Consider the following 25,007-nt stretch of genomic DNA (forward strand, 5'->3'; position numbering starts at 1 on the left):
TCATTTGCCCTCCGCTGCTTCGGCACCGCGATCGCCCGCGTATTCCGCTCCGAGTACCGCGTCGATGTACACCGAGCGGTCTCGTAGATCCGCTGCCGCGCGATCGCTGATGTCGATGATCCGACCCGCGAACACTGTCAGTGCCAAACCGACGACGACCAAACCTATCGTCGGGATGAGCATGAACGCCGGCATGCGTCCGACATCCTCGCGGTCACCGAAAGCGATATCCGTCGAGTCATCCAGTAGCGCCGAAGGGCTGTGATCGGCCAGGTCCCCTTCGGGGGCGTCGGCTCGCGCTCGCCAGAACGCCTTCGTCCAGACACGAGCGATGACGTAGAGCGTCAGCAAACTGGTGACCGTGCCGCCTGCGACAAGGATCCAGGCGAGAACACTGCCGTCTGCGCTACCTGCCTGCAGCAACGCGACCTTACCGATGAAGCCCGAGAACGGGGGAATGCCACCAAGATTCAATGCCGGGACCAGGAAGACGATTGCCAGAACGGGGCTCGCCGCGGCCAATCCCCCGAGCCGTCGTAGCGACGAGGACCCGGCCTGACGCTCGATGAGTCCGACTACGAGGAACAGCGTCGTCTGCACGATGATGTGGTGCGCTACATAGTAGATCGAGCCGGACAGGCCCGATTGTGTGGACAGCGCGACACCGAAGATCATGTATCCGATGTGACTGACGAGCGTGAACGACAGCAGACGTTTGATGTCGCTTTGCGCAATCGAGCCCAAAATACCGACCAGCATCGTGAGCAGACCACACACCATGAGGACATTGTCGAGGCTGCCGTCGGGAAACAGCAGAGTGTGAGCGCGGATGATCGCGTACACGCCGACTTTGGTGAGCAAGCCGGCGAAGACCGCGGTGACCGGGGCCGGAGCTGTCGGGTACGAATCGGGTAGCCATGTCGACAGCGGGAATACCGCGGCCTTGATCCCGAAGGCAACGAGGAGGACGGCGAAGATCGCAGTCCTGGTTCCGGTGGGGATGTCTTCCAGACGCGTCGCCATGTGGGCAAGATTGAGCGTGCCGGTGGCGGCATAGACGAGCCCGATTCCCACCAGGAAGATCAACGAAGACACCATCGAAACCATGACGTACGAGACGCCGGCGCGGACGCGGTCCGCGCTGGCACCGAGGGTCAACAGCACGAACGAGGCGGCGAGCAGAACCTCGAATCCGACATACAGATTGAACAAGTCGCCCGCGAGGAAAGCGTTGCAGATTCCCGCCGTCAGCGCCAGATACGTGGGCAGAAAGATCGATACCGGCTGGTTCTCGCTGCCGTCACGAATACCCTGCCCGATCGAGTACACCATGACGGCCAGCAGCACGATCGAGCTGACGACCAGCATCATCGCGGACAACCGGTCGACCACCAGCGAGATCCCGATAGGCGAATCCCAGCCGCCGACCTGCAGCGCACTGGCTCCGTCTCGATCGGCAAGATACAGAAGTGCACCGGAGACCAGGACGACCGCGGTCAACGCGACGACCGTAATGAAGCGCTGGGCCCGTGGACGACGGCCGAGCACGAGAGTCAGGGCCGCAGCAAGCATCGGGATGAGGACGGGGAGAGGGGTGAGAATGTCGGTTGTGCCCGCGGGAACGGTCATGTCGCATCCCCCTTCTTCTTCGTCCTTTTCACTACTGGGGTCGTGTCCTTGACGGCGCTGTCGATCCCGTCCAAGCCTTGTACCTCGGGTTCGTCATCATCGTCGAAATCGCCTTCGTGCAGGTCCTCGTAACATTCGAGATCTTCGATATTCTTCAATTCGTCGATGGGTATCGGATTTCCCTGCGAGTCGAAGGCGTCGCCGCTGAAACTCGGCTCGCCGGTGACGGGGTCGTCGGAGCGGTCGCGGTCCGGTGCGTCGGCGACCGATCGACGCTTGGAGACCTTGGTGTCCTCCGGGTCGTTCTCTACGTCGTCCTTGGTATTGAGCGTGAAGGAGCGGTACGCCAATGCCAACACGAACGCGGCAATGCCCATCGTGATGACGATCGCCGTCAGAATCATCGCCTGCGCCAACGGATCTGCCATCTCTTGGTAAATGGTCGTGCCGCGCCCCACGATCGGTGGATTGCCTGGGGGGCCGCCGACGGTGAGGATCAGGAGGTTGACTCCGTTGCCGAACAGAAGCAGCCCGAGAAGCATCTTGGTGATAGAACGCTCGAGGAGCAGATACACCCCGCACGAGACGAGTACTCCGACGATGATCAGCATTCCGAGATTTGCGGTCATCGCGCGTTCACCTGCTTCTTGGTTTCCACCTGAGCGTCGAGACGAGCGCCGAGACTGCGCAGTATGTCGAGTACGAGACCGACGACGATGAGATAGACGCCTAGATCGAAGAACAAGGCAGTGACAATTTTGATGTCACCGAGGATCGGCAGTGTCAATTCCATTGTCGCAGAGGACAATGCCGGGGCGCCGAGGAACAAAGAAGTGACGGCAGTGCCCGCGGCGAAGATGAGGCCGAGGCCGAGGATCTTGCCTGCGTCGATCGGCACCGCCTCACCCAGCTCGTATCGCCCACCGGCAAGGTATCGGAGTACGAGCGCCAGACCGGCCGTCAGACCGCCGGCGAAACCTCCGCCGGGTGCGTTGTGGCCGGCGAAGAAGAAGTACACCGACATCACCATGATCGTCGGGAAGACCAGGCGAGTGGTGACTTCGAGAATCAGTGAACGATGCCGCGGGTCGATCAGATCGCCCCCGAGCAACCAGGTCGTATCCGAGCCGACTCCGCTTTCGGAACTGCTCGCCGGGGCGTCGGACACGCGCGGAGCGGTGCCGAACCGCCGGTTCCGGAACACCAGACTTGCGACGCCGGTTGCCGCGACCAGCAACACCGAAATCTCGCCCAGGGTGTCCCAGGCGCGGATATCGACCAGCAGAACATTGACGATGTTCTTACCGTCGCCGAGTAGGTAGGCGGCGTCCGGTAGTTGCAGGTACAGCGGCTCGGTGTTGCGGGCGTTCATCGCGAACGCGCCCAGGATCGTCACGGCGGCGCCGACGGCGATTGCAAGCAGTGCACGTGGGATGCGCCAACCGACAGATCCGCGGTCGTCGACTTCGGCAGGCAGCTTGCGCAGTACCAGAACGAAGACGACGAGGGTCAGTGTCTCGACGAGGAACTGTGTCAGGGCCAGGTCGGGAGCGCCGTGGATAGCGAAGATGATGCCGCAGCCGTATCCGGCGACGCCGACGAGGAGCACGCTGGCGAGGCGGTTTCGCATGACCGTCGCGCCGAGCGCCCCGGCGATCATGATCAGTGCCACCACCATCTGCAGCGGGTTGTCGAAAAGCTTGAAGTTCAGGCCCGGCACATCCCCGACGGCCAGCACGATCATCGGCAGCAGCACGAGGGTGAGAAGGATGGTTGCCTGTGTGACCGGCAGCGACCCGCGCTGGGTAGAACCGGTCAATCGGATGGACAGCGTGTCCATCCCCTTGAGTACTGCGTCGTAAACGCGGTCGGCGTTGCCGAGCGGTGGGTGCTCGAACTTGAGCCGGTTCAGGATTCGGTGTGCGATGAACAGAGCCACACCGCCGCTCACGACGATCACCGTCAGCCCGAGCGGCAGATTGAATCCGTGCCACAGAGAAAGGTGGTACGACGCTTGCCCGTAGGACGGCGTCGTACGGGCGTAGGGGCTCACGATGGCGTCGACGACCGGGGAGAGGATGCCTGCGAGGAGTCCGAGGACGGCAAGGAATGCGGGAGCGGCCAGGAAGAGTGCGACGGGTTGGTGCATCTTCTTCACCGCCGGGCTCGGGCGTTTGAGCTGCTTGCGGCCGAACGCGCCCCACACGAAGCGGATGCTGTAGGTCACCGTCAGCATCGACCCGATCACCATGGCGGTGATGACGAGAACGCTGACCGTCGGATTCAGGACGGGGGTGCCGATGACTGCCGACAGGGCTGCTTCTTTGCCGACGAAGCCCAGGAACGGCGGCAACCCGGCCATGCTGGCTGCGGCGAGCGCGGCGATGCCTGCCAGTATCGGCACCTTCTTACCGAGGTGCGCGAGCTTTCGGATATCGCGTGTTCCGGTGGTGTGGTCGATGACGCCGACGACCATGAACAGCGTCGCTTTGAACATGGCGTGAGCCAGGACCATGGCCAGGCCTGCGAGCATCGCCTTCTCGGTGCCGATCCCGACGAGGACCATCAGGAATCCGAGTTGGCTGACCGTACCGAATGCGAGGATGAGTTTGAGGTCGAAGGCGCGTAGCGCACGCCAGCCCGCGAGGATCATCGACACCAGGCCGAGTGAGATGACTGTCGCTCGCCAGGGCCCTGAGTCTGCGAAACCGGGGGCCATGCGCGCAACGAGATAGATGCCTGCCTTGACCATGGCCGCAGCGTGGAGATAGCCACTGACCGGAGTCGGTGCTGCCATTGCCCCTGGCAGCCAGAAATGCATCGGAACGATGGCCGATTTGCTGAGCGCACCGATGAGAATCAGTACGACGGCCACACCCGCAAGCCACCCGCCGGGCGCGTCGGCGATGACGGTGGAGAGGCTGTAGGTTCCGGCGACCTGACCCAGAATGATGATGCCGACGAGCATCGCAAGGCCGCCTGCTGTGGTGACGAGCAAAGCCTGCGTCGCCGCACGTCGAGACGATGCACGCTCGGCGTAGTGGCCGACGAGCAGGAACGACAGGACTGTCGTGATTTCCCAAAAGACGTACAGCACCAACATGTTGTCGCTGGTGATGAGCCCGAACATCGCGCCGGAGAAAGCGACCATCTCCGCAGCGAAGATACCGAGGCGAGGTTCGTCGTCCTCGAAGTAGCGCGCACAGTAGAGCAGAATCAGCGCCCCGATACCGAGGACCAGTAGCGACATGATCGCGGCAAGAGAGTCGAACCGCATGTCGAAGTTCATCGACAGTCCGGGAACCCATTGGATGCTCAGCGTCTGCTCGGTATTCCAATTGGCGAAGACCCAGACGAGGCTCGCCAACGGAACCAGTGCGAGCGGGAAGAAAGCGTTGCGGCCCCAATGACGGACCGCAAGGGGCGCAAACATGGCAGCGACCGTGTGCGCCAACAAGATAGCGAGCAAAAAATTACTCCGTCGTCTCGGGTCGTGTCGCCGAAGAAGGAGACACGGTGGTCGTGGGGCGGCGTCGAGTAGTCGAGCAATTATCGAGAACACTCGTGAGCCGTGTTCGCGGCCGACGAGATGGATTGGCTTCGATCTTACTTTGCACGGGCGTGGTGCCGTTACCCGGTGCAGAAGGTGTCTTGACGGTTCGAGAAACCCTAGTACTGTAATCAACAGATTAATTGATAAAGGAGATGGTTGATCATCAAGGACGGTGACGATGCCGAGGACCGGTTGGACAAAGCTTTTATGGCCCTTGCCGATCCAGTTCGACGCGCAATCGTCGCTCGGCTCAGTGGCGGCCCGCGGACCGTCAACGATCTTGCCGAGCCGTTCGACATCAGCAAGCAGGCCGTCTCGAAGCACATTGCGGTATTGGAGTCAGCAGGGTTGGTCACTCGTTCCCGAGACGCCCAGCGCAGGCCGGTCCATCTCGATGCTGCGCATCTGGAGGAAATGACCGCGTGGATCGACAGGTACCGAACCATTCATGAACAACAATTCCGGCGGCTCGATTCGCTGCTGGCAAACATGAAGGAGGAACCCGATGAGTAATCCCGTCACCATCTCAGTCCCCGAGGGCGTCCCGTTCATCGACATCACCCGCGAGTTCGACGCGCCCGTCGCATCGGTCTTTCGTGCCCACAAGGAACCGGAGCTGATCAGGCAGTGGCTCGGACCGCACGGCTACGACATGCAGATAGAGAAGTACGAATTCGAGTCGGGCGGCAGTTACCGATATGTGCACACCGACCCGGCAGGTGAAAAGTACACCTTCAACGGTGTCTTTCATGTGGTGCGGGAGAACGAGTTCGCGATCCAGACCTTCGAATTCGAGGGCTACCCCGACGTCGTGAGCATCGAATCGATCACCTTCGTCGATCTTGGAAACGGTCGAACGCGCATCGAAGTACACAGTGTGTACCCGTCGCAGGAAGGGCGGGATGGAATGGTCGAAAGCGGCATGGCACAAGGCGTCGAAGAGGGTTACGAACGTCTCGACAAGATTCTGGCCAGTATGTGACGGCCGGTTTGTGATGGCTTGAGTGGGATGGCATGAGTGGGATGGATAAAACGTGAGTGGAAATGTGATCAGGACTGCTGCGCTGGCGTTCGTGCGGGATCGTCGGATGATCCAGGCCAGGTCGGCAGGGAAGTCGGTGTTCTACATGGCCGGCGGAAAGATCGATCCAGGTGAGAGCGCCGAGGCTGCGCTGCATCGGGAGGTTCGTGAGGAACTCGATGCAACCGTCCTCGACGGCTCGCTGGAGTTGCTCGGAGTCTTCGAGTGTGCGGCCTGGGGGCACCCACGGGGCACTGGCTTGCGGATGAATTGCTTTCTGGCCGAGTTGGCGTCGGAACCGGTCGCGACCAGCGAGATTGCGGAGATCCGGTACTTCACCCGCGACGAGTATGCGGCGATGCCCGATGTCGCACCCGGATCGATGCTGGTCTTCGACCGAATGCGTGAACTCGATCTGATCGACTGAGGGGAATGCACCCTTCGGGTACGTTGGAGTGAGAACGCACGTTCTCTCGACCGGTATAGGAGCCACATTCATGACGAACCTGTCTCAGAAGGCCACCACACTCCTCGAACTCCACAAGCCTGGCAATCCTGTCGTACTCCCGACCGTGTGGGATGCATGGTCCGCGAACCTCGCAGTTTCCGCCGGGTTCACCGCGCTCACCGTCGGTAGTCATCCCGTGTCCGACTCGCTCGGCAAGCCGGACAACGAAGGAATTACCTTCGAAGAACTGCTCACCCGCGTCTCGCAGATCACCGCTGCCGTGGACGCGCCGCTCTCCGTCGACATCGAAGCAGGCTACGGGCAGGACCCAAAGCGGCTCATCGACGGTCTCATCTCGGCAGGCGCCGTAGGCCTCAACATCGAGGACACCGTCCACAGTGAAGGTGGGCGACTCCGCGAAGCACAGGAGCATGCCGATTTCGTCGGCGCGCTGCGAGCTGCATCGGACGCGACCGACGTGCACGTGGTGATCAATGCCCGCACCGACCTGTTCGTCAAGCAGATCGGTGACGAAAACGACCGCGTCGAGCGGGCCATCGCACGCCTGAAGCTGGCTGCAGCCGCAGGTGCCGACTCGCTCTACCCCGTCGGATTCCACAACGACGCCGACTACAAGCGTCTCGCATCCGAACTGCCGCTCCCGATCAACGCGATCGCACACCCGGTGGACGGCGACCTGGCGCACTTCGCCGAACTAGGTGTCGGCCGCATCAGCTTCGGGCCACTGTTCCAAGCCTCGCTCGGCAAGCATGCAGAAGGCATCCTCGCGCGCTGGAAATAAGGCTCCTCGCCGGCGGGATGGACATGGCCATCCCGCTAGCGCGTAGCGCTGTAGGCCTTCAAATGCGCAACTTGTGCTGCATCGAGTGAGGGGCGCACCGTCTTTCGGGCAGCCTCGACGTCGGCGGCAGTGACGTCGGCGGCATCCATCGACCGACGCATCGCAGTCAACGCTGCTTCGCGCAGGAGTGCCGCGCAGTCCGCAGCCGAGTAACCGTCGAGCCCCTCCGCCAGCGCGTCGAGATCGACGTCGGCAGCCAGCGGAACCGACTTTCCCGACGCCTTCAGGATGTCCTTGCGGGCATCGGCATCCGGCGGCGGCACGAAGACCAGGCGCTCGAGGCGACCTGGACGAAGCAGGGCCGGATCGATCAGATCGGGCCGGTTGGTGGCACCCAGCACCACCACATCTCGCAGCGGCTCGACGCCGTCCAGCTCGGTCAGCAACGCAGCCACGACGCGATCGCCGACGCCCGAGTCCGAACCCTGACCGCGTCGAGGCGCCAACGCGTCGACCTCGTCCAAGAAGATCAACGACGGGGCGGAGTCTCGGGCGCGCTGAAACAGCTCGCGCACAGCCTTTTCCGAGGATCCGACCCACTTGTCCATCAGCTCGGCGCCCTTGACTGCGTGGACGCTGAGTTGACCGGAGCTGGCCAGCGCGCGCACGAGGAAGGTCTTGCCGCACCCGGGTGGCCCGTAGAGCAATACTCCGCGTGGGGGATCGATGCCAAGCCGCGCAAAAGAATCGGGATGCTGTAACGGCCACAGCACCGCTTCGGTCAGCGCCTGTTTGGTCTCCACCATGTCCCCGACGTCGTCCAGGGTGATGGTGCCGATCGCGAGTTCCTCTGTGCCCGAACGTGACAGCGGTCTGATCACATCGAGTGCGGCGAGGAGATCGGATTGCACGATGACGGGGTCGCTCTTGTTGTCGCTGGCCCGAGACGCTGCACGCAGTGCGGCCTCGCGCACCAGTGCTGCTAGATCGCCGACCACGAAACCTGGTGTCCGTGAGGCTATTTCATTCAGTTCGAGGGTGTCTGTCGGGACTTTGCGGAGTAGATGCTCCAGCAGCGCCTTGCGGCCCGCGCTGTCCGGAAGGGTCAGAGTCAACTGGCGGTCGCACACATCCTGGGCGCGCACTCGACTGTCCGTGCTTTCAGGATGAGCCGTAGTGGCGACGAACGCAATCCCCTCGGTGGCGACGGTCCGCCGCAGATGATCGAGGATCAGCGTCGACGCAGGCTCGGGGAGCGAGGGCAGGAGAGCGTCGATATCGGTGACCAGCAGTACACCTTTGCCTGCCAGGCTGTCGATGGCAGCAGCGACCGCATCCACTCGGTCGGATGCCTCCAGGGCGCCGATCGAAGGACCGTCGAGTTCGGCAACAGTACGTCCGGAGAGTACGGCGCGTGCCAGAGTCGCCTTCCCGACGCCTGCCGGACCGGTCACCAGAACTCCGAGGTGCGGCGACGCACCCAGCTTGGCGAGCAACTCGGACTCGTCGAGAGCGAGGCGAAGCCATTCGAGCAACTTCGCCTGGTGGACCGACACTCCCACGAGTTCGGCGGGCGGAATCGCCGGGATCACCTCGGGGACCGTCGGTGGTCGGCCCTGCCCCCATCCGACGGCGGAGTTGGGTTGAACGCTCACCGGCCCTCCGGATGGTTCGACGGCGGAGACCGTCAGAAGTTCGGTAGTCCATGCAACACCGAAGGTGCGCGAGAGTGCTTGCGTGGCAGCGCTGGAACTGGTTCCCGGTCCTAGGTCGCGGGGGAGCAGTGACACCGTGTCGCCGACGGTCACAATCTTGCCCAGCAGTGCTTGGCGGAGGGTGGTATCGGAGATCGACCCCGCGGCGAGAGCTGACCCGGAGAGTCGAACGGACTTCGCCCCATAGACGGTCACCGGGGCGATGGCTACCGAACCATCCTCTTTGATTCCGGTGTTGGACAGCGTGACGTCGTCGAGCAAAGCCGTGCCCTGCGGGGTGCCGTCCGGTGCCCGTCCCGCAACCGCTGCGGTCCGACGAGAACCGATGAGTGCCACTGCGTCCCACTCCCGAATGCCGAGTGCCGCGAGCACCTCGGGGTGCAGTCGCACCACGCCGCGGCGGGCATCGGCTGCAGAAGTGTTCAGGCGGGCGGTCAGGACCAGTTCGGGGGCACTCACCTCGGGCCCCGCGGCCGGCGAAGACCCAGGCGGGCGGCGGACTTACGCGCGGGGTTGGGCGCGCGTCGAATCGCCCGTCGCTCGGCCCGGCGCTCGGACGGCTTGGCATCCCACGTGTACGGCCGCGCGGCAACCCATCTTTGCGACCGAATAGCGAACGGGATGTGCGCGAGGTACACCAACACGAGCACCATCAACAGGATCAACGGATAGGTGATCAGTGCGGCAGCGGTCAGCGCCACCATGATCAGGAGTGCCGCGGCCATCCGCGGAGGCACCGACACTGACTTGAGCGCAAGCGTGGGAATTCGGCTCACAGCAAGGGTCGCAGTGAACAGTGTCCATCCGATGACGAAGTAGAACGACGCCCACCAGCCGTCGCCCCACTCTTCGAATGCGGCAATCGGCACCAGCACAATGAGCGCCCCCGCCGGAGCAGGGACACCGGTGAAGTACTCCGCGGCGTAGGTCGGGGTGTCGTTGTCCAGCAGGGTATTGAAACGAGCGAGACGCAGAACCATGGCCACTGCGTAGGTCAGTGCGACGATCCAGCCGAAGCTACTGCCGTCGAGCAGCGTCACGTACAACACGAGCGCGGGCGCAACGCCGAACGAGATCGCGTCGGCCAGTGAGTCCAGTTCGGCACCGATCTTGCTCGTCGCGTCGAGGAGACGCGCGATGCGTCCGTCCAGGGCGTCGAGGACCGCTGCCGCTCCGATCATGGCAAGTGCAACGCCCAGCTGATCGCTCAGTGCGAATTTGACCGCAGACAGACCTGCGCACAGCGCGAGAATTGTCACGATAGACGGCAGAAGTCTGACGGCGGCAGGTGGCCGTGAGCGTCTGGTGATCATCGCCCGGACCCTTACTGGGAAAGCTCGGCGAGCACAGTTTCGGCGCCGACTGCGCGTTGTCCACGCTCTACGAGCAGCTTGGTGCCCAGCGGGAAATAGGTGTCCACCCGTGAGCCGAATCGGATCAAACCGTAGGTGTCACCGATGGTGAGCTTGTCGCCGATCTTGGCATTGTTGATGATGCGCCTAGCGATGAGTCCGGCGATCTGCACGACTGCGATGTCCTGGCCCGCAGCGGTACGAATATGCATGCTGTTTCGCTCGTTGACCTCGCTTGCTTCGGCCAGATCGGCGGATTTGAACTGTCCGCTGCGGTGCACGACCTCGAGCACCTCGCCGCCGACCGGAACCCGCTGCACGTGTACGTCCAGGACGGAAAGGAAGATGCTCACGCGCGGCACCGGATCGTTACCGAGACTGAGTTCGGAAGGGGGCACTGCTGTATCGACAAGTGTCACCAGCCCGTCCGCCGGAGCGACGACGACACCGGGGCGGTTCGGTGGAACGCGGCTCGGATGCCGGAAGAATGTGGCGCAAGCGCCGGCTGCAGTGAGGCCGGCCAGACGCACCCACTTGTACTTACGGCCGAGGACGGCCACTGCAAGGGGGCCTGCAACGAACGGAAGCCCTGCCGGGTGCAGAGGCGGGACTGTTTCTCGGACCAGGTCGATGACGTGCGCGACCCCAGTTCGGGGAGGTTGACCGATCGGGGTGGGACGGCGTGCCACTTCGCTCCTTATGACTGTCGGTATACCAAGGCCTCGGCACAGACGACTGCCGGGGCCTCACACAGTACGTGGAAGCCCCGGCAGCCGGTAAGTGTGAGTCGATCAGACCTTGCTACGGCCCATGACCAACTTGACGAGGAACAAGAGGATGACTGCGCCCAGCAGGCAGGTGATGAAGCTGAAGATGAGTCCGCCGCCTTCGACGTCGACTCCAAATACCTTCAGTAGCCAGCCACCGAGAAGTCCGCCGATGATTCCGACGACGATGTTCAAGATGATGCCCATCGAGGCGTCGGTCTTCATGAGCTTGCTGCCGATCCATCCGGCGAGACCGCCGATGATGATCCAGCCGATTATTCCTAGGCCCAACATTTGGTGCCCCCTCTTACTAATTAGCCATGGATAGTGCTCACCCAGCATTCCCAGGCGAATCACCAACCAAACATTTCAGCCCTTTTCGGTTTCCGCTTTGATGCGCTGGAGGGTCTTGTTCATGCCGTCGACCAATTCGACGTCGAATTGATCGCTACCGCCGAGCACGTTCTTGACCAGGAACGACGAAATCGCGGTGGTGCCACTCGGCGCCTCGCGCTTTTCGACGACCGAGGTGCCGGTCCCGTTCGGGGTCAGTGAATAAGACCAGATCGTCTTGTTGTCCAGGACGCGGAAGGCGATCTTCTTGTTCGGTTCGAACTCGACGACCTTCGACCTGGTAGGCCAGACGAGGAGGCCCTTGCGGTTGATATTGAAGGTGGTGGTGCCGCGTCGAACATCTCCGCCGAAGACCTTCATGAGCTTGCACTGCGGACTCCACTCGCCCATCCGCTTCAGGTCGGAGACTATTTTCCATACCTGCTCAGGGTTGGCGTCGATGTCGATCGTGGCTTCGAGAGTCTTGCTCACACATACCTCCGTGATGATGAGTGCAACCGGGCGTCACACGCAGTTGGGCAGGATCGTATACCGGGGTGTGGGCATGCTGTTCCGATTCGGCTACCCGCGGCGGATCCCGCTGGATGAAGGAGGAGCGAGAAGGCCATTTCCATCGGACGTGAGATGTCGGATAAGTTTGACATTCCGCGTGCCGGCCAGCATTCTGATGTCAAACAAATCAGACATCAGGAGGTTCGGTGAACGCAGTGGCGCGTCGAAGTATCGCGGTGGTTGTCGGCTCTGCGCTGGCAGTCATCGTCGGGGTGGTGGCCGCATCCTTGCGTGGCGAAACGGTCGCCGGGATCGTGTTCTTTGCAGCTATCGCGCCGATATCGGTCGGTGCCCTGTGGGTGTTGCTTCCGGGAGGCGCACCCGAGGCGCCCGAACACCCAGAGGACACGGTGGAACACGAATGGATGCTCCGAGCATCGTCCGGTGCGTTCTTGGATGTGCTGATCGCGATGGGACTGGCCGTGTCGGTCGCTTCGGTATTGGATGTCGAGCAGGTCCCACTGGTGCTGTTCGTTGTACTTTCCATGGCAGACTTCGCAATTCGATTCTGGACAGTGCAACGTAGGGCAGTCTGATGCGAACTGCGCTTCGGGATCTGCGCACGGCGGCAGGGCTCTCGCAGCAGCAATGCGCGGATGCACTCGGAGTAACCAGGCAAACCGTCATCTCGATCGAGAAGGGTCACTTCGACCCACGTCTTTCGTTGGCGTTTCGGATTGCGCGATTCTTCGACACGACAGTGGACGAGCTCTTCGTCGACGAGTGAAAAGTCCCGAAGGTCAGAGCATCACATTCGTGCGTACCGTGCGAGCACGAAGGCGTACAGCCCGTACAGCGCGATGCCCACGCCTGCCACGATCAGCAACACCTGACCGAAAGGCTGTTGGCCGAGAGTCTTCAGCGCACCGTCCATGCCTGTCGCCTTGCTCGGATCCGAGGTGAAGACAGCAGCTATGACGAGCGCTCCGGCGCCGATCAGGGCGATGCCCTTAGCGCAGTAACCCACGATCCCGAGACGCTCGACGGTCTTGCCGGTGTAGCCCTCCAGGTCGTCGAGGAAGTTCTTGGATACGCCCTTGTAGACGTGGTAGCCGCCGACGCCGATGATGACGAGTCCGACGACGACGAGAACGAACTTGCCGAAGCCGTTACCCATCAATTCCGACGTCATGGATGCGTTCTGCTTGCCACTCGACTTGCCGGATCCGCTGGCGAACCCGAAGGTCGTCCATGCGAAGGCGATGTACACAACGGCGAGCGATGCGGCTTTCAAGCGGTCCATCACGCTGCCGGAATCGTCGTCGGACTTCTTACCGACGATGGCTTCGACGACCCGCCACAGAGCCAGTGCCACGAAGGCGACGAAGGCAACCCACAGAGCGATGGATCCGCCGGGCTTCTCGCCGAGCTCGGCGAGCGCACCGGATTGATCTGCGTTTCCACCTTGCCCGAACGCCAACCTGATGGCGATGTAGCCGATGAGAATATGGAGCACGCCGCTGACGAAATGGCCGGCGCGTGCGGCCTTCTCGAATGCGCCGTTGTTCTGCACCGACTCGACGACGTCGGATGCAGATGAATCCCCGGTCTTACTCAACTTATGGCCCCGATCGATTGTGGCTTACCGTTCGGCTGGACCTTACCCATGGACGACGGATCCGAAACGCCTCAGCGCGCCTCACCCACAACTGGTAACAAGGGGCGAACACTGGCGATAGAACAAACGAGGAATCAGCCAAATCAGTTCGACGGAGTGATCGATCGTGAACCTTCATTCGATGTTGCGACGTACAAGCGCGGATGTGCCACTACTCGAGTCGGCCCGGATGAGTGGGCGACCCCGCAAGTGGCCGAGTGAGCAGTTGGAACGGCTGCTGACGCCACGGGAAATCGACTTGATAAGACGCGGGCAGATCTGATCTCTGGCCCGAAGGCCTTCGCACCGACTTGCCGGAGCGCCCACTTGGCAGACGTGCTGCAGGGAACAAGACCGGACCTACTGATCCATACGTAGCCGGTAACCTCGGCCTATGACATTGATCGCCGAGGACCTGTTCCTGCTACTGGTGGACGACGTCACCGGTAAGCCGATCGTCGACAGCACCAAATTTCCACGGGTGCTGGCCGGCGCCGTCATTCTGGAATTGGCTGTCGAGGGTTGCATTCGCGTCACGTCGAAGGACGAGTCCTTCAAGGCGGGGCGGCTCGAGGTGACGGGCTCAGCGCCGTCCGATCCACTCCTCGCACGTGCGTATGCCTTGATCGGCGAGCGAAACGGTCGGCTGAAGCCGCAGCGGGTGATCGAGAAACTTCAGAGGAACTTGAACAAGGAAGTGGGGTCCAGGCTCGCCCAGCAGGGCTTGGTTCTCGAACGTCACGACAAAGTGCTCGGGCTCTTCCCTACGGTGTCCTGGCCGGCGAGCGAGGTAACTCGCAAGAATTGGGCGCGTCAGGGGATCGGTAGCGCGATCGTCGACGGCACGACACCGGCCCCTGAGATTTCGGCGTTGATTTCGCTGGTGTCGGCCATCGATGCCATCCCCAAGGTGTTGCCAGGAGTGGACAAGAAGGCAGCAAAAAAGCGCGCCAAGGAGATTGCCGAGGGCGATTGGGCCAGTTCAGCGGTCCGAAAAGCAGTGGAGGATGTCAATGTCGCGGTCATGGCCGCCGTCATGGTCCCCATCATCGTTTCGTCCGGATCGTGATGGGCCTGACGGCGACCGACTGCTCACACGGACAGCAGGCGTAGAACCAGCGCAGCAATGGCGACAGCGGCGAGGAATGCAGCGGGACCGAAACCGTTGTCCTTCACTCGGAGGTGAGCGATGACTGCGCCCACGAAGTACAAGATCACTCCGACTGCAGCGGCGACCCCGATGGGCCAGACGAACAAGCCGACGATCAGGCCGATCGCGCCGAGGATTTCGATGTAGGCAAGCCAGGGGATCTTGTCGGCAGGCACGCCGACCTGTTCCATGATGGGGATGACCTTTGGGTTCTTGGTCAACTTTCCGACGGCGGAGAAGGTCAGCGATACAGCGAGGAAAATCGATACTGCGACTGTTGCGATGAACATCGGTGCCCAATCTATTGTGTCGCCCGATCTCTCACCGGGCGTCCGTTGTCGAGAACAAGAATAGGGTCGACAACGGCGGTCGGGGGAGAGTTGCGAGCATGAGTTTCTGTCCCGCGTCCACGCGCGGCGGGTGCGTCTTGGCTGCGCTCTGAGCGAACGTTGAGCAAGTCGGGCCAGCAGATCGACCCTGTCGTGCCCGTCGACCTTGCACTCGCCATGGTCGAGTGCTAGAAATGCAGTTGGCACTCTCGATACGTGAGTGCCAGGTCGGGACACGGTGAGGCTGGGGATCAAGGACACCCCTGGTCGTCCGTCGCGGGCACCCAACTCGGCCAGAAATGTGTCACCCCCAATCCGGAGGATCACTTCGTAATGGCCAAGATCATCGCGTTCGACGAAGAGGCACGCCGTGGCCTCGAGCGAGGCCTCAACGCCCTCGCTGACACAGTAAAGGTGACGTTGGGACCCAAGGGTCGCAACGTCGTGCTCGAAAAGAAGTGGGGAGCTCCCACGATCACCAACGATGGTGTCTCCATCGCCAAGGAGATCGAGCTCGAAGATCCCTACGAGAAGATCGGTGCCGAGCTCGTCAAGGAGGTCGCCAAGAAGACTGACGACGTCGCAGGCGACGGCACCACCACCGCCACCGTTCTCGCCCAGGCTCTGGTCCGCGAAGGCCTGCGTAACGTCGCAGCCGGCGCCAACCCGCTCGGCCTCAAGCGCGGCATCGAGAAGGCTGTTGCAGCCGTCACCGAGTCGCTGCTCGCTTCCGCCAAGGAGATCGACACCAAGGAGCAGATCGCTGCTACCGCTGGTATCTCCGCGGGCGACCCAGCCATCGGCGAGCTCATCGCCGAGGCAATGGACAAGGTCGGCAAAGAAGGCGTCATCACGGTCGAGGAGTCCAACACCTTCGGCCTGCAGCTCGAGCTCACCGAGGGCATGCGCTTCGACAAGGGCTACATCTCGGCGTACTTCGCCACTGATGCAGAGCGTCAGGAAGCCGTCCTCGAAGACGCGTACATCTTGCTCGTCAGCTCCAAGATCAGCACCGTCAAGGACCTGCTGCCCCTGCTGGAGAAGGTTATCCAGTCCGGCAAGCCGCTCGTCATCATCGCCGAGGACGTCGAGGGCGAAGCTCTCTCCACTCTCGTGGTGAACAAGATCCGTGGCACCTTCAAGTCCGTTGCCGTCAAGGCTCCCGGATTCGGTGACCGTCGTAAGGCGCAGCTCGCCGACATCGCCATCCTCACCGGTGGCGAGGTCATCAGCGAAGAGGTCGGCCTCTCCTTGGAGACCGCTGGACTCGAACTGCTCGGCCAGGCACGCAAGGTCGTCATCACCAAGGACGAGACCACCATCGTCGAGGGCTCGGGCGATTCCGACGCTATCGCCGGTCGCGTCAGCCAGATCCGTGCCGAGATCGAGAACTCCGATTCCGACTACGACCGCGAGAAGCTGCAGGAACGTCTGGCCAAGCTGGCCGGCGGCGTTGCAGTCATCAAGGCCGGAGCAGCAACCGAGGTCGAGCTCAAGGAGCGCAAGCACCGCATCGAAGATGCTGTGCGTAACGCCAAGGCTGCTGTCGAAGAGGGCATCGTTGCCGGCGGTGGCGTCGCGCTGCTGCAGGCTGCGCCCGCACTCGATACCCTCAAGCTGGACGGCGACGAGGCAACCGGCGTGAACATCGTTCGCGTCGCCCTCGAAGCACCGCTGAAGCAGATCGCGTTCAACGCCGGCCTCGAGCCTGGCGTCGTCGCTGAGAAGGTCCGCAACTTGCCCGCAGGTCACGGCCTCAACGCCGCGACCAACGAGTACGAGGACCTGCTCGCTGCAGGCATCAACGACCCGGTCAAGGTCACCCGCTCGGCACTGCAGAACGCAGCGTCCATCGCGGCTCTGTTCCTCACCACCGAGGCCGTCGTAGCCGACAAGCCCGAAAAGGCCGGAGCGCCCGCTGGCGATCCGACCGGTGGCATGGGCGGCATGGACTTCTGAGTCCGTTCCCCCCGCTTCACCGCTGAAAAAGCCCGACTCCCTCGTGGGGTCGGGCTTTTTCGTGTGCACGCAAGAATCTGCAGCGATGCGGCGGAGCTGCACCTAGGCTTTCGAGATGGCCCGCGCAGCATCACCGGCGATCGAACTCGAGGTGGGGGAACGCACGGTGCGCATCTCGAACCCCGATCGGGTGTATTTTCCCGAGAGCGGAGCGACCAAACTCGACTTGGTGAACTATTACCTGAGCGTCGGAGATGGGATCGTTCGCGCGCTGCGTGAACGCCCCTGCATGATGCACCGCTTTCCGAGTGGCCTCGCAGGGGACAAGGTCCACCAGAAGCGAGTGCCCAACGGCGCACCTCCGTGGCTCGAGACCGTACGCGTGAAATTTCCGCGCTACAACCGGACGGCCGACGAGCTGTGCGTAACGGAATTGGCGCATGTGGCCTGGGCAGTCCAGATGTCGACGGTCGAGTTCCATCCGTGGAACTCGCGGCGGGCGGATGTCGAGAGTCCCGACGAGTGGCGTATCGACCTCGACCCGATGCCGGACTGCCCGTTCGACCGAGTTCGACGCGTAGCAGGCGTCGTGCGCGAGGTTTTGGAAGACCTCGGAGCCGTCGGCTGGCCGAAAACCTCTGGTGGACATGGCCTTCACGTCTACGTACGGATTCAGCCGGACTGGGGTTTCAAGGATGTTCGAAGGGCCGCACTGGCTTTCGCGCGTGAAGTCGAGCGCCGGGCACCCGAGGACGTGACTACTACCTGGTGGCGTAAGGACCGTGACCCGCAGAAGCTCTTCGTCGACTACAACCAGAATGCCCGCGACCACACGATCGCGAGCGCCTACTCGGTACGAGGAAACCCGAAAGCAACTGTCTCGACGCCAATTTCCTGGGACGAGGTGGTCGATGTCGATCCACACGCATTCACGATGTTCACCGTCCCGGCGAGGTTCGCCGAACTGGGCGACCTGCACGAGGGCATCGACGACGCCGTGTTCTCCATCGACCCGCTCTTGGAATGGGCCGAACGCGACGAGCGGCAGGGATTGAAGGAACCGGACGAATAGCCGAACCGAGTCGACATCGTTGCTTGGAACAATTCGATGACTCGGTGAACCGAGCAGATACAGTGACAGCCGAGTCGGTGGGGAGCCGACTCGGAACCAGGAGTACCAATGACCGTCGCTCGGAAATACGTCATGCTCATCGGAGTTCTATCGGCTGCGCTCCTGACAGTCGGTGCCTGCTCGGGAGGAGAGCCGGAGAGTACTGGGCCCGCGTCGTCGGTCGTCGACCAGACCTCCACCGTCGGAACAGAACCAGAGCCATCTCAGTCGATCGCCATTGTTCCGGGCATACCTCCCACGGAGGTATCGGACCTGAAGCCGACGACCCCCACACGGCCGAGCCTGGACTCGGGAAATGTCGACCCGACGCTGTTTGCCTCCGATCCGAGTCGGTTCGGCTTCACGACGCCGACGGGCAATATTCAGTGCAGCATCTGGGCCGGTGGTTCACCTGCAGGCCAGGTGGGCTGTCAAGCCAGAACCAGTGTCAATCCAGCGTCGGGTAGGACATGCACCAACGCCGAGAACGACAAGTTCGCGGTGCGCGTCAACGACGGCGGCGCGCAACATATTTGTACGACCCAGGGTATCTACACGTCCAACGAGCCCCGTGTTCTCGAGTATGGTCAGGTGCTTGCCACGGTGGGTGTGGTGTGTTCGTCCGACGCAGCCACCGGAGTCACCTGCTGGGGGACCCAGGGTGGTTTCACCTTCTCGCGCGACATCAACGTAACCTTCTGACGACAGAGGGCTGGTATCAGCGACGCGAGGACTCCACTGCGCCCCGAACTGCGTCCAGGTGCACACGTCGCTTGGCGGCGCTCGGCATCATCAGTGCGTGGGCTGTCAATGAATGGTTTTGTGCTGCAACAGGATTCGCACTCTGCAGCCGAACGAGAGGTATGACTTCTGTGTCTCACATCGCCCTGCTGACCACTGGCGGAACCATTGCCAGTAGCCGTGACGAGAACGGCATCAGCCGTCCGGGCAGTGATCCGCTCGGGTTCGCGTTGGCCGCCGACGTCGAGGTTCGTGAGGTCTTGTCCAAGGACAGTTCGGCGTTCGACTTCGCCGACATGGACGCCGTTGCCGACGCTGTCGCGAATGCGCTGACCGATCCGGACTGCGTCGGCGTCGTGGTTCTGCACGGTACGGACACCATGGAGGAGACGGCACTTCTCGTAGACCTGTTCCACGATGATCCGAGGCCGGTGGTGTTCACCGGTGCGCAGCGGACATCGGATCACAGCGAGCCCGATGGGCCCTACAACGTCACGGCAGCGATCGAAGCAGTGCGGAACCCGAGTAGCAGGGGAAGGGGAGTCCTCGTTTCCTTCGGTGGCAGAACGTTGCCTGCGCGCGGCTTGATGAAATGGCATACATCAGACCTGGACGCATTTTTCGGATCGGCGCAGGAACGCTCCGTCTTCGACCGTCGGAAAATTTCGAACACCAGAGTCGACATCGTTGCGCTGTACCCAGGTGTGGATGCGGTCGCCATCGATGCGTACCTCGGCGCAGGAAGTCAGGGGCTCGTGCTGCAGGCACTCGGTTCGGGGAACGCGAACAGCATGGTCGTGGCGGCGGTGAAGCGTGCCACGGCCGCAGGGATCCCTGTCGTCGTTACGACGAGGGTTCCGCTCGGCTCTGTCGAACCGAGCTACGGCGGCGGAGGTGGCGGTGCGGACCTCGTCGATGCCGGCGCAGTGTTCTCACCGCTGCGAGCGGGTCAGGCGCGAATTCTGCTCGCCGTGCAGATAGCTAGTGGTCGAGACCCGGAGACTCCTCCGCGAGAACGGTGAACTCGTCCCCGACCGACAGCCGGCCGACGGTGTTCACCGAGAACTTCGCGCCGAAGACGACGCCTTTGGTGGGGCCGCGGCGGTAGGCGGCAAGAGTGCGCAGTGGTTCGGGGCCGGAGCGGATGCCGGTTGTTTGCTCGACGGTCGTGACGGCGCACCGGATGGCAATCTTGTCGAACGCGAGTTCGCAGGTGCCGACGGAGGCCAGGCGTACCAGGTCCTCCCGGTGCGCATCCGCCCAACCGGTGACGACGATGTTGGGCCGGAACCGATCGAACGGAATCGGTGCGTCGAGCCGGGCGTTGAGGCCGCGCATCGACGCATCGGACAGGATGTGGACTGCGGTACTGTCCGCGAAGCTGGGGGCAGTCGAGGTGATCCTGACCAGTCGACACTCCTCGCCGAGGATCTCACCGAGCCAGCGTGCAACGTCGTCGCCTTGGTCGATGCCCTGAAACGGTTCGTCGAACATCGTGACATCTCGTAGCTGCGAATGCCGATTCACCTCGACGGTGATCGATCCGAAATCGTCGTGCGAGAGGGTGAGGACGTCGTCGACGATAGAGGGATGGACGACGGCGAGGACAGGGTCGCTGCGTTGACTGCGGAACGATCCGTTCGCGCCCACGATCATGAACTCGCGATCGTGTTCGAGTCCCCGGAACAACATCGACGCGGTGCGGAGAGACAGGCCCGCGCATCCCTTGACCGGGTAGCAGATTATGTCGGCGACACTGCCGTTGTCTGTCAGCGACTTTCGATCCACGACCGAAGACTACTGCCACGGGTTCGACTGCCGGTAAAGCTGCCCCGTTGCCGATGATCGGTGGGACGATCGGGACATGAGCGAAACAGCGTCGGTTGTCGTCGGAGTCGATGTAGGCGGAACCAACATCGAAGTCGGTGCCGTCGACGAACGTCATCACGTACTTTGCCGGGCGAAAGCTGCTACTCCTGAAGGTGGACCCGAAGATGTCCTGAAGGTCATCATCGAACTCGTAGGTTCCCTCGACGCCGACCCCATCGCTGTCGGAGTCGGGATTCCAGGAGTCGTGCACGAAGGACGCGCTCTCACCGTGCCCAACCTGGTCGGTTGGACCGAAGATGTCGACCTGATCGGGCCACTCTCTGACGAACTCGGAGTTCCGGTCACCTTGGGGAACGACGCCAACGTGGGTCTGCTGGGTGAATGGACAGCAGGAGCAGCCCGAGGCGGTCGGAACGTCCTCGGTCTCTGGATGGGAACGGGGGTCGGCGGCGGCCTCATCCTGGATGGTCGGCCCTACGTCGGAACGCGAGGAGCAGCCGGAGAAATCGGACATGTCATCGTCGCTGCCGGTGGTGCACTCTGCACGTGTGGGCGCAGGGGATGCGCCGAGGCCTATGCGGGACGACGATCGATGCGTGGCGTAGCAACGACGATGGTCGATGCAGGTAGGAAGACATCTTTGTTCACGATCCGCGACGACGAGGGCAAGACGAAGTTGACATCCAAAGTCTGGGCCCGCGCCCTCGAAGAAGAAGACACACTTGCAACGACACTGTTCGACACGGCGATCGAGACCCTGGGTGTTGCGGTCGGCTCCACCATCAACCTGCTCGATCTGGATCGGGTCGTCGTAGGTGGTGGGCTGGCCGAAAAGCTCGGGCAGGATCTCGCCGACAAGCTGTACAAGGCGACCAGACCATGGATGCTGCAACCGAGCCCCGACCTACAGTTCGTCGTGTCCGAGTTGGAAGATGATGCGGGGGTCGTAGGCGCCGCAGTACTCGCCCGAGCAGCCGTGGTCACCGGCTGATCGAAACTCGAGTCGACCTTTGCTTCACCGCCGAAGAATGCGGCTCCGAGCATGCGGGGTGTGACGGGTTAGTTTGGACGCATGACTCGTGCTTTGTTGGTAGTGGATGTACAGAACGATTTCACCGAGGGCGGCGCCCTGGGCATCGACGGTGGCGGTGAAGTAGCGCGCAAGGTCAGTGAGTTGTTGGCGAAGAAGGGCGACGAGTACGACGTCATCGTTGCCTCGCGTGACTGGCACGATGCTGTCGGCGACAACGGTGGCCACTTCGCGACCGATGAGGCGCCCAACTTCGTCGACACGTGGCCCATGCACTGCGTCGCGGACACGGTCGGGTCGGAGTACCACGGTGAGTTCGTCACCGGATCGGTGGACGTGCACGTCTACAAGGGCCAGGGGAAGCCGTCGTACTCGGCGTTCGAAGGCATCACCGACGAGGGCGTCACTCTGGCGGAGGTGCTGCGAGTCAACGAGGTGACCGATCTCGACGTCGTCGGACTGGCTACCGACTACTGCGTGCGAGCTTCGGCTCTCGACGCGATCGCTCTCGGGCTGAAGGTACGTATTCTCACCGATCTGATCGCCGGCGTTGCTCCCGAGTCTTCGGAGAAGGCGCTGACCGAGCTCGTCGCCGCGGGTGCAGTGCTGGTCTGACGAGTCAGTCGTCGATGGTGGTGGTTATGTAGGTGACGCTCGGGGCCTGGGGTGTGGAACCGAATCCGAATCGGACCGGTGGCGTGACGCGGGTCAGTGAGCCGAGGGTCTTTCCGTCCCACGACGCCTCGACTGCGGTGACGCGGTATTGGGTGTGAGCTCCGTAGTACTCGCGACGCCCACCGCCGGCACTGCCGCGGGTCCGTACGCCGCGGAGCGCCACTCGGGCGATGGGGTCGGTCAGTGTGCAGAACCACGGGGCGGTCGAGATGGCTGTGGGGACGAGCTTCAGCAGCACGCCGAGCGGTGTGATTCGGCCGGTGTGGATTTGCAGGTCCAATCGACCTGCCTGCACTTTCCTCGATCCGTCCGGTAGGCGCTCGAAGGTCACCGACGTGAGAACTGTCTCGTCGAATGTGTATGTCGCCGAAACGAATTCACGTACTGCGTCATCAGGGGCCAAGAGTAGGCGGTGGCCGTTCTCGAACTCGACCATGACGTCGGTGAAGGTACCGAGCGGAGACCGCGTCCAGTTGCCGACGACGATGCGTGTGCCCGAGGATGTGCCCATCCCGTAGATCTCGCCGTGGAATCTCGATCGTGTCACCAGATCGACTTTAACCACACCGCACGATCGGTGCGGGCATGATGGAACCCATGGCGTCTCTGCAACCAACGATATTCGTCCTGTTCGGTGCGACCGGTGACCTCGCGAAGCGCATGGTCCTGCCCTCGTTCTATCAACTCCATGTCGAGGGACTGCTGCCGGAGAAGTGGCTGCTCATCGGCAACGGTCGTCACGACACCTCCGACGACGAGTTCCGCGACCACGTCCACGGTGCGTTGAAGGATTACGGCTCCGAACTCGGCAACAAGGACTGGGACGAGTTCGCGAAACGGATCCGATTCGCAGGTAACGGATTCACCGTCGAAGACCCGGGTGCGCTACCGGAGGTGGTGGCGTCGGCCAAAGACGAGGTGGGCGAGGACGCGCAGTTGGTGCACTACATCGCACTGCCGCCGAACACGTTTCAGGACTACACCAAGGCCCTCGGTGCGCACGATCTCGCCGCCGGTGCACGGGTGGTGTACGAGAAGCCGTTCGGCACGTCGCAGCAGGCTTTCGAGGAGCTCGACAAGGTCGTGCACGAGGTTCTCGACGAGAAGCAGGTCTACCGAATCGACCATTTCCTCGGCAAGGAGGCGACCCAGAACCTGCATGTCCTGCGGTTCGCGAACGGAATGATCGACGGCATCTGGAACGCCGAACACGTGGCTCAGGTGCAGATCGATGTCCCCGAGACTCTGAACATCGACGATCGAGCCGAGTTCTACGACAGCACCGGGGCCGTGCTCGACATGTTGGTGACTCACCTCTTTCAGGTCGCTGCCGAGATCGCGATGGAGCCTCCTGCGTCGTTGGCCGCCGACGATCTGCAATCCGCCCGAGAAACGGTCATCGGCTGCTTCCGGCCGATCGACACGGCCGAGGTCGTACTCGGTCAGTACGACGGATATCGCGACGTCGAGGGTGTCGCGGACGACTCGACCGTGGATACGTTCGTCGCCGCCAAGCTGTGGGTCGACACCGATCGCTGGCGCGGCGTGCCGTTCTTGCTTCGAACCGGAAAGATGTTGGGGGTCAGTGCTCAGCGCGTGTCGCTGGTGTTCCGGAAGCCGGAGAACAGCCCGCTGACCGATCTCCCGGACGACGGGGCGGTGCTGTCCTTCGACTTGTCCGGCAGCGGTTCGATCGATATGGCGATGACGGTGAAGGAGCCGGGACCGGAATTCGATCTGTCCGTCGGGCATCTGTCTCTGCCGTTGCCGTCCGTTCCCAACGCCGACCCACTGTCGCCGTACTCACGCCTGATTCTCGACGTGCTCAACGGTGATCGTTCGTTGTTCACCCGGCCCGACGGGCTCGCACACGTCTGGGAAGTGGCGGCACCGCTGTTGAACGATCCACCCGAGGTGAAGCCGTACGCGGAGGGGTCGATGGGTCCGGAGGGATCTGCGGACCTCGCGGCGCCGTGCGGGTGGTTGGTGCACTGACTCAGTGGTCGGCCGTGCCGGGTTCGACGGGGCGATGAGTTTTGCGCTTCGTCGAGGTCTCAGGCCCATGATCATTGTTGCTGGTTATCTGACTGTGGACCCGAACGAGCGAGACTCGTATCTGCAAAGTTGTGTCGAGGTGGTTCGGCTCGCGCGAGAGTCCGAAGGATGCGAGGACTTCGCGATCGCTGCGGACCTGTTCGACGCGCGACGGATCAACGTGTACGAGCGTTGGGCCGACGAAGCGCAGCTGCACGCCTTTCGTGAATCCGGTCCCGATTCCGAACAGCAGGCCGCGATCCTCGACGCCGACGTCCGCGAATTCGACGCGTCCGAGCGGCCTCAGCGGTAGATCCGGCGTGTCGCTTCGGTAAGGCGGGTGGCAAAACTGTGCTTC

27 protein-coding genes are annotated in these 25,007 nt (G+C 62.5%); 15 read left to right on the top strand and 12 right to left on the bottom strand.

The annotated features are described in order from the left end of the window. Genes H2510_RS07470 through H2510_RS07480 form a run of 3 tightly spaced genes read right to left on the bottom strand, consistent with a single transcriptional unit; the run spans position 1 to position 5,098 of the window. Complete coding sequence (locus H2510_RS07470; protein ID WP_186627710.1) at positions 1-1,629, bottom strand: Na+/H+ antiporter subunit D; 1,629 nt, start codon at positions 1,627-1,629, stop codon at positions 1-3. Further along, complete coding sequence (locus tag H2510_RS07475) at positions 1,626-2,258, bottom strand: Na(+)/H(+) antiporter subunit C (RefSeq protein WP_186627711.1); 633 nt, start codon at positions 2,256-2,258, stop codon at positions 1,626-1,628. Before H2510_RS07475 ends, H2510_RS07470 begins: the two co-directional genes overlap by 4 nt. Next, positions 2,255-5,098 carry a Na+/H+ antiporter subunit A gene (locus H2510_RS07480; protein WP_186627712.1) on the bottom strand — a complete coding sequence of 948 codons (2,844 nt, stop codon included), beginning with the start codon at positions 5,096-5,098 and terminating at the stop codon, positions 2,255-2,257. The genes H2510_RS07475 and H2510_RS07480 overlap by 4 nt, the downstream gene beginning before the upstream one ends. A 291-nt stretch (positions 5,099-5,389) precedes the next feature. On the opposite strand from H2510_RS07480, the gene H2510_RS07485 reads away from it, so the two are divergent. The 4 genes from H2510_RS07485 to H2510_RS07500 all read left to right on the top strand — a co-directional run bounded on the left by H2510_RS07485 (position 5,390) and on the right by H2510_RS07500 (position 7,453). Continuing rightward, the gene (locus H2510_RS07485) at positions 5,390-5,695 is read left to right on the top strand and encodes a helix-turn-helix transcriptional regulator (protein WP_084346409.1); all 306 of its coding nucleotides are present in this window, start codon (positions 5,390-5,392) and stop codon (positions 5,693-5,695) included. Then, complete coding sequence (locus H2510_RS07490) at positions 5,688-6,164, top strand: SRPBCC family protein (RefSeq protein ID WP_186627713.1); 477 nt, start codon at positions 5,688-5,690, stop codon at positions 6,162-6,164. Before H2510_RS07485 ends, H2510_RS07490 begins: the two co-directional genes overlap by 8 nt. 52 nt (positions 6,165-6,216) lie before the next feature. Next, positions 6,217-6,630 carry an NUDIX domain-containing protein gene (locus H2510_RS07495; RefSeq protein WP_315901285.1) on the top strand — a complete coding sequence of 138 codons (414 nt, stop codon included), beginning with the start codon at positions 6,217-6,219 and terminating at the stop codon, positions 6,628-6,630. 70 nt (positions 6,631-6,700) lie between these two features. Beyond that, positions 6,701-7,453, top strand: coding sequence for an isocitrate lyase/phosphoenolpyruvate mutase family protein (locus tag H2510_RS07500; RefSeq protein WP_186627714.1), 753 nt, complete (start codon positions 6,701-6,703; stop codon positions 7,451-7,453). Positions 7,454-7,488: 35 nt separating this feature from the next. Here the strand turns inward: H2510_RS07500 and H2510_RS07505 are convergent, their stop codons facing one another. The 5 genes from H2510_RS07505 to H2510_RS07525 form a co-directional block, all read right to left on the bottom strand. Beyond that, positions 7,489-9,627, bottom strand: coding sequence for an AAA family ATPase (locus tag H2510_RS07505; protein WP_186627715.1), 2,139 nt, complete (start codon positions 9,625-9,627; stop codon positions 7,489-7,491). Continuing rightward, the gene (gene pssA / locus H2510_RS07510; protein ID WP_186627716.1) at positions 9,624-10,481 is read right to left on the bottom strand and encodes a CDP-diacylglycerol--serine O-phosphatidyltransferase; all 858 of its coding nucleotides are present in this window, start codon (positions 10,479-10,481) and stop codon (positions 9,624-9,626) included. Before pssA ends, H2510_RS07505 begins: the two co-directional genes overlap by 4 nt. Positions 10,482-10,492: 11 nt before the next feature. After that, complete coding sequence (locus H2510_RS07515) at positions 10,493-11,209, bottom strand: phosphatidylserine decarboxylase (RefSeq protein ID WP_186627717.1); 717 nt, start codon at positions 11,207-11,209, stop codon at positions 10,493-10,495. Between the two features lie 102 nt (positions 11,210-11,311). Further along, the gene (locus tag H2510_RS07520) at positions 11,312-11,581 is read right to left on the bottom strand and encodes a GlsB/YeaQ/YmgE family stress response membrane protein (protein ID WP_136171049.1); all 270 of its coding nucleotides are present in this window, start codon (positions 11,579-11,581) and stop codon (positions 11,312-11,314) included. A gap of 75 nt (positions 11,582-11,656) precedes the next feature. Continuing rightward, positions 11,657-12,112, bottom strand: a complete 456-nt coding sequence (locus tag H2510_RS07525; protein WP_186627718.1) for an SRPBCC family protein — start codon at positions 12,110-12,112, stop codon at positions 11,657-11,659. A gap of 227 nt (positions 12,113-12,339) precedes the next feature. Between H2510_RS07525 and H2510_RS07530 the strand changes: the two genes are divergently transcribed. Together H2510_RS07530 and H2510_RS07535 are read left to right on the top strand one after the other, a co-directional pair. Beyond that, a complete protein-coding gene (locus tag H2510_RS07530; protein WP_186627719.1) occupies positions 12,340-12,729 on the top strand; it encodes a hypothetical protein in 390 nt (129 codons plus the stop codon). Next, the gene (locus H2510_RS07535) at positions 12,729-12,920 is read left to right on the top strand and encodes a helix-turn-helix transcriptional regulator (RefSeq protein WP_186627720.1); all 192 of its coding nucleotides are present in this window, start codon (positions 12,729-12,731) and stop codon (positions 12,918-12,920) included. Before H2510_RS07530 ends, H2510_RS07535 begins: the two co-directional genes overlap by 1 nt. A 21-nt stretch (positions 12,921-12,941) precedes the next feature. On the opposite strand, the gene H2510_RS07540 is transcribed toward H2510_RS07535, so the two are convergent. Continuing rightward, on the bottom strand, positions 12,942-13,751 hold the full coding sequence (locus H2510_RS07540) for a DUF1206 domain-containing protein (protein ID WP_186627721.1): 810 nt from the start codon (positions 13,749-13,751) through the stop codon (positions 12,942-12,944). 433 nt (positions 13,752-14,184) lie between these two features. Here H2510_RS07540 and H2510_RS07545 point away from each other — a divergent pair, with 433 nt between their 5' ends. Continuing rightward, positions 14,185-14,859: a GPP34 family phosphoprotein gene (locus tag H2510_RS07545; RefSeq protein ID WP_186627722.1), complete on the top strand. Its 675-nt coding sequence runs from the start codon at positions 14,185-14,187 to the stop codon at positions 14,857-14,859. Between the two features lie 23 nt (positions 14,860-14,882). Here H2510_RS07545 and H2510_RS07550 read toward each other — a convergent pair whose 3' ends face one another. Next, on the bottom strand, positions 14,883-15,230 hold the full coding sequence (locus H2510_RS07550; protein WP_186627723.1) for a DoxX family protein: 348 nt from the start codon (positions 15,228-15,230) through the stop codon (positions 14,883-14,885). 372 nt (positions 15,231-15,602) lie between these two features. Here H2510_RS07550 and groL point away from each other — a divergent pair, with 372 nt between their 5' ends. The 4 genes from groL to H2510_RS07570 all read left to right on the top strand — a co-directional run bounded on the left by groL (position 15,603) and on the right by H2510_RS07570 (position 20,102). Then, on the top strand, positions 15,603-17,228 hold the full coding sequence (gene groL / locus H2510_RS07555) for a chaperonin GroEL (protein WP_186628107.1): 1,626 nt from the start codon (positions 15,603-15,605) through the stop codon (positions 17,226-17,228). Positions 17,229-17,343: 115 nt separating this feature from the next. After that, positions 17,344-18,300, top strand: coding sequence for a non-homologous end-joining DNA ligase (gene ligD, locus H2510_RS07560; protein ID WP_186627724.1), 957 nt, complete (start codon positions 17,344-17,346; stop codon positions 18,298-18,300). A 108-nt stretch (positions 18,301-18,408) separates the two neighbouring features. After that, on the top strand, positions 18,409-19,041 hold the full coding sequence (locus tag H2510_RS07565) for a hypothetical protein (protein WP_186627725.1): 633 nt from the start codon (positions 18,409-18,411) through the stop codon (positions 19,039-19,041). 170 nt (positions 19,042-19,211) lie between these two features. Next, a complete protein-coding gene (locus H2510_RS07570) occupies positions 19,212-20,102 on the top strand; it encodes an asparaginase (RefSeq protein ID WP_186628108.1) in 891 nt (296 codons plus the stop codon). Here the strand turns inward: H2510_RS07570 and H2510_RS07575 are convergent. Next, complete coding sequence (locus H2510_RS07575) at positions 20,062-20,868, bottom strand: MOSC N-terminal beta barrel domain-containing protein (RefSeq protein WP_315901286.1); 807 nt, start codon at positions 20,866-20,868, stop codon at positions 20,062-20,064. The genes H2510_RS07570 and H2510_RS07575 overlap by 41 nt on opposite strands. Before the next feature lie 76 nt (positions 20,869-20,944). On the opposite strand from H2510_RS07575, the gene H2510_RS07580 reads away from it, so the two are divergent. Together H2510_RS07580 and H2510_RS07585 are read left to right on the top strand one after the other, a co-directional pair. Further along, positions 20,945-21,901: an ROK family protein gene (locus H2510_RS07580; protein ID WP_186627726.1), complete on the top strand. Its 957-nt coding sequence runs from the start codon at positions 20,945-20,947 to the stop codon at positions 21,899-21,901. Positions 21,902-21,982: 81 nt separating this feature from the next. Further along, the gene (locus tag H2510_RS07585) at positions 21,983-22,555 is read left to right on the top strand and encodes an isochorismatase family protein (protein WP_186627727.1); all 573 of its coding nucleotides are present in this window, start codon (positions 21,983-21,985) and stop codon (positions 22,553-22,555) included. Positions 22,556-22,559: 4 nt separating this feature from the next. Here the strand turns inward: H2510_RS07585 and H2510_RS07590 are convergent, their stop codons facing one another. Further along, positions 22,560-23,162 (bottom strand): hypothetical protein, encoded by a 603-nt coding sequence (locus H2510_RS07590; protein ID WP_186627728.1) that lies wholly within the window; start codon positions 23,160-23,162, stop codon positions 22,560-22,562. Positions 23,163-23,212: 50 nt separating this feature from the next. Here H2510_RS07590 and H2510_RS07595 point away from each other — a divergent pair, with 50 nt between their 5' ends. Together H2510_RS07595 and H2510_RS07600 are read left to right on the top strand one after the other, a co-directional pair. Continuing rightward, complete coding sequence (locus H2510_RS07595; protein WP_186627729.1) at positions 23,213-24,610, top strand: glucose-6-phosphate dehydrogenase (NADP(+)); 1,398 nt, start codon at positions 23,213-23,215, stop codon at positions 24,608-24,610. A 67-nt stretch (positions 24,611-24,677) separates the two neighbouring features. After that, the gene (locus tag H2510_RS07600; protein ID WP_186627730.1) at positions 24,678-24,962 is read left to right on the top strand and encodes a putative quinol monooxygenase; all 285 of its coding nucleotides are present in this window, start codon (positions 24,678-24,680) and stop codon (positions 24,960-24,962) included. Positions 24,963-25,007: the final 45 nt, after the last annotated feature.

Origin of the sequence: Rhodococcus sp. BP22 (assembly GCF_014281965.1) — a bacterium.
Taxonomy (GTDB): Bacteria; Actinomycetota; Actinomycetes; order Mycobacteriales; family Mycobacteriaceae; genus Rhodococcoides.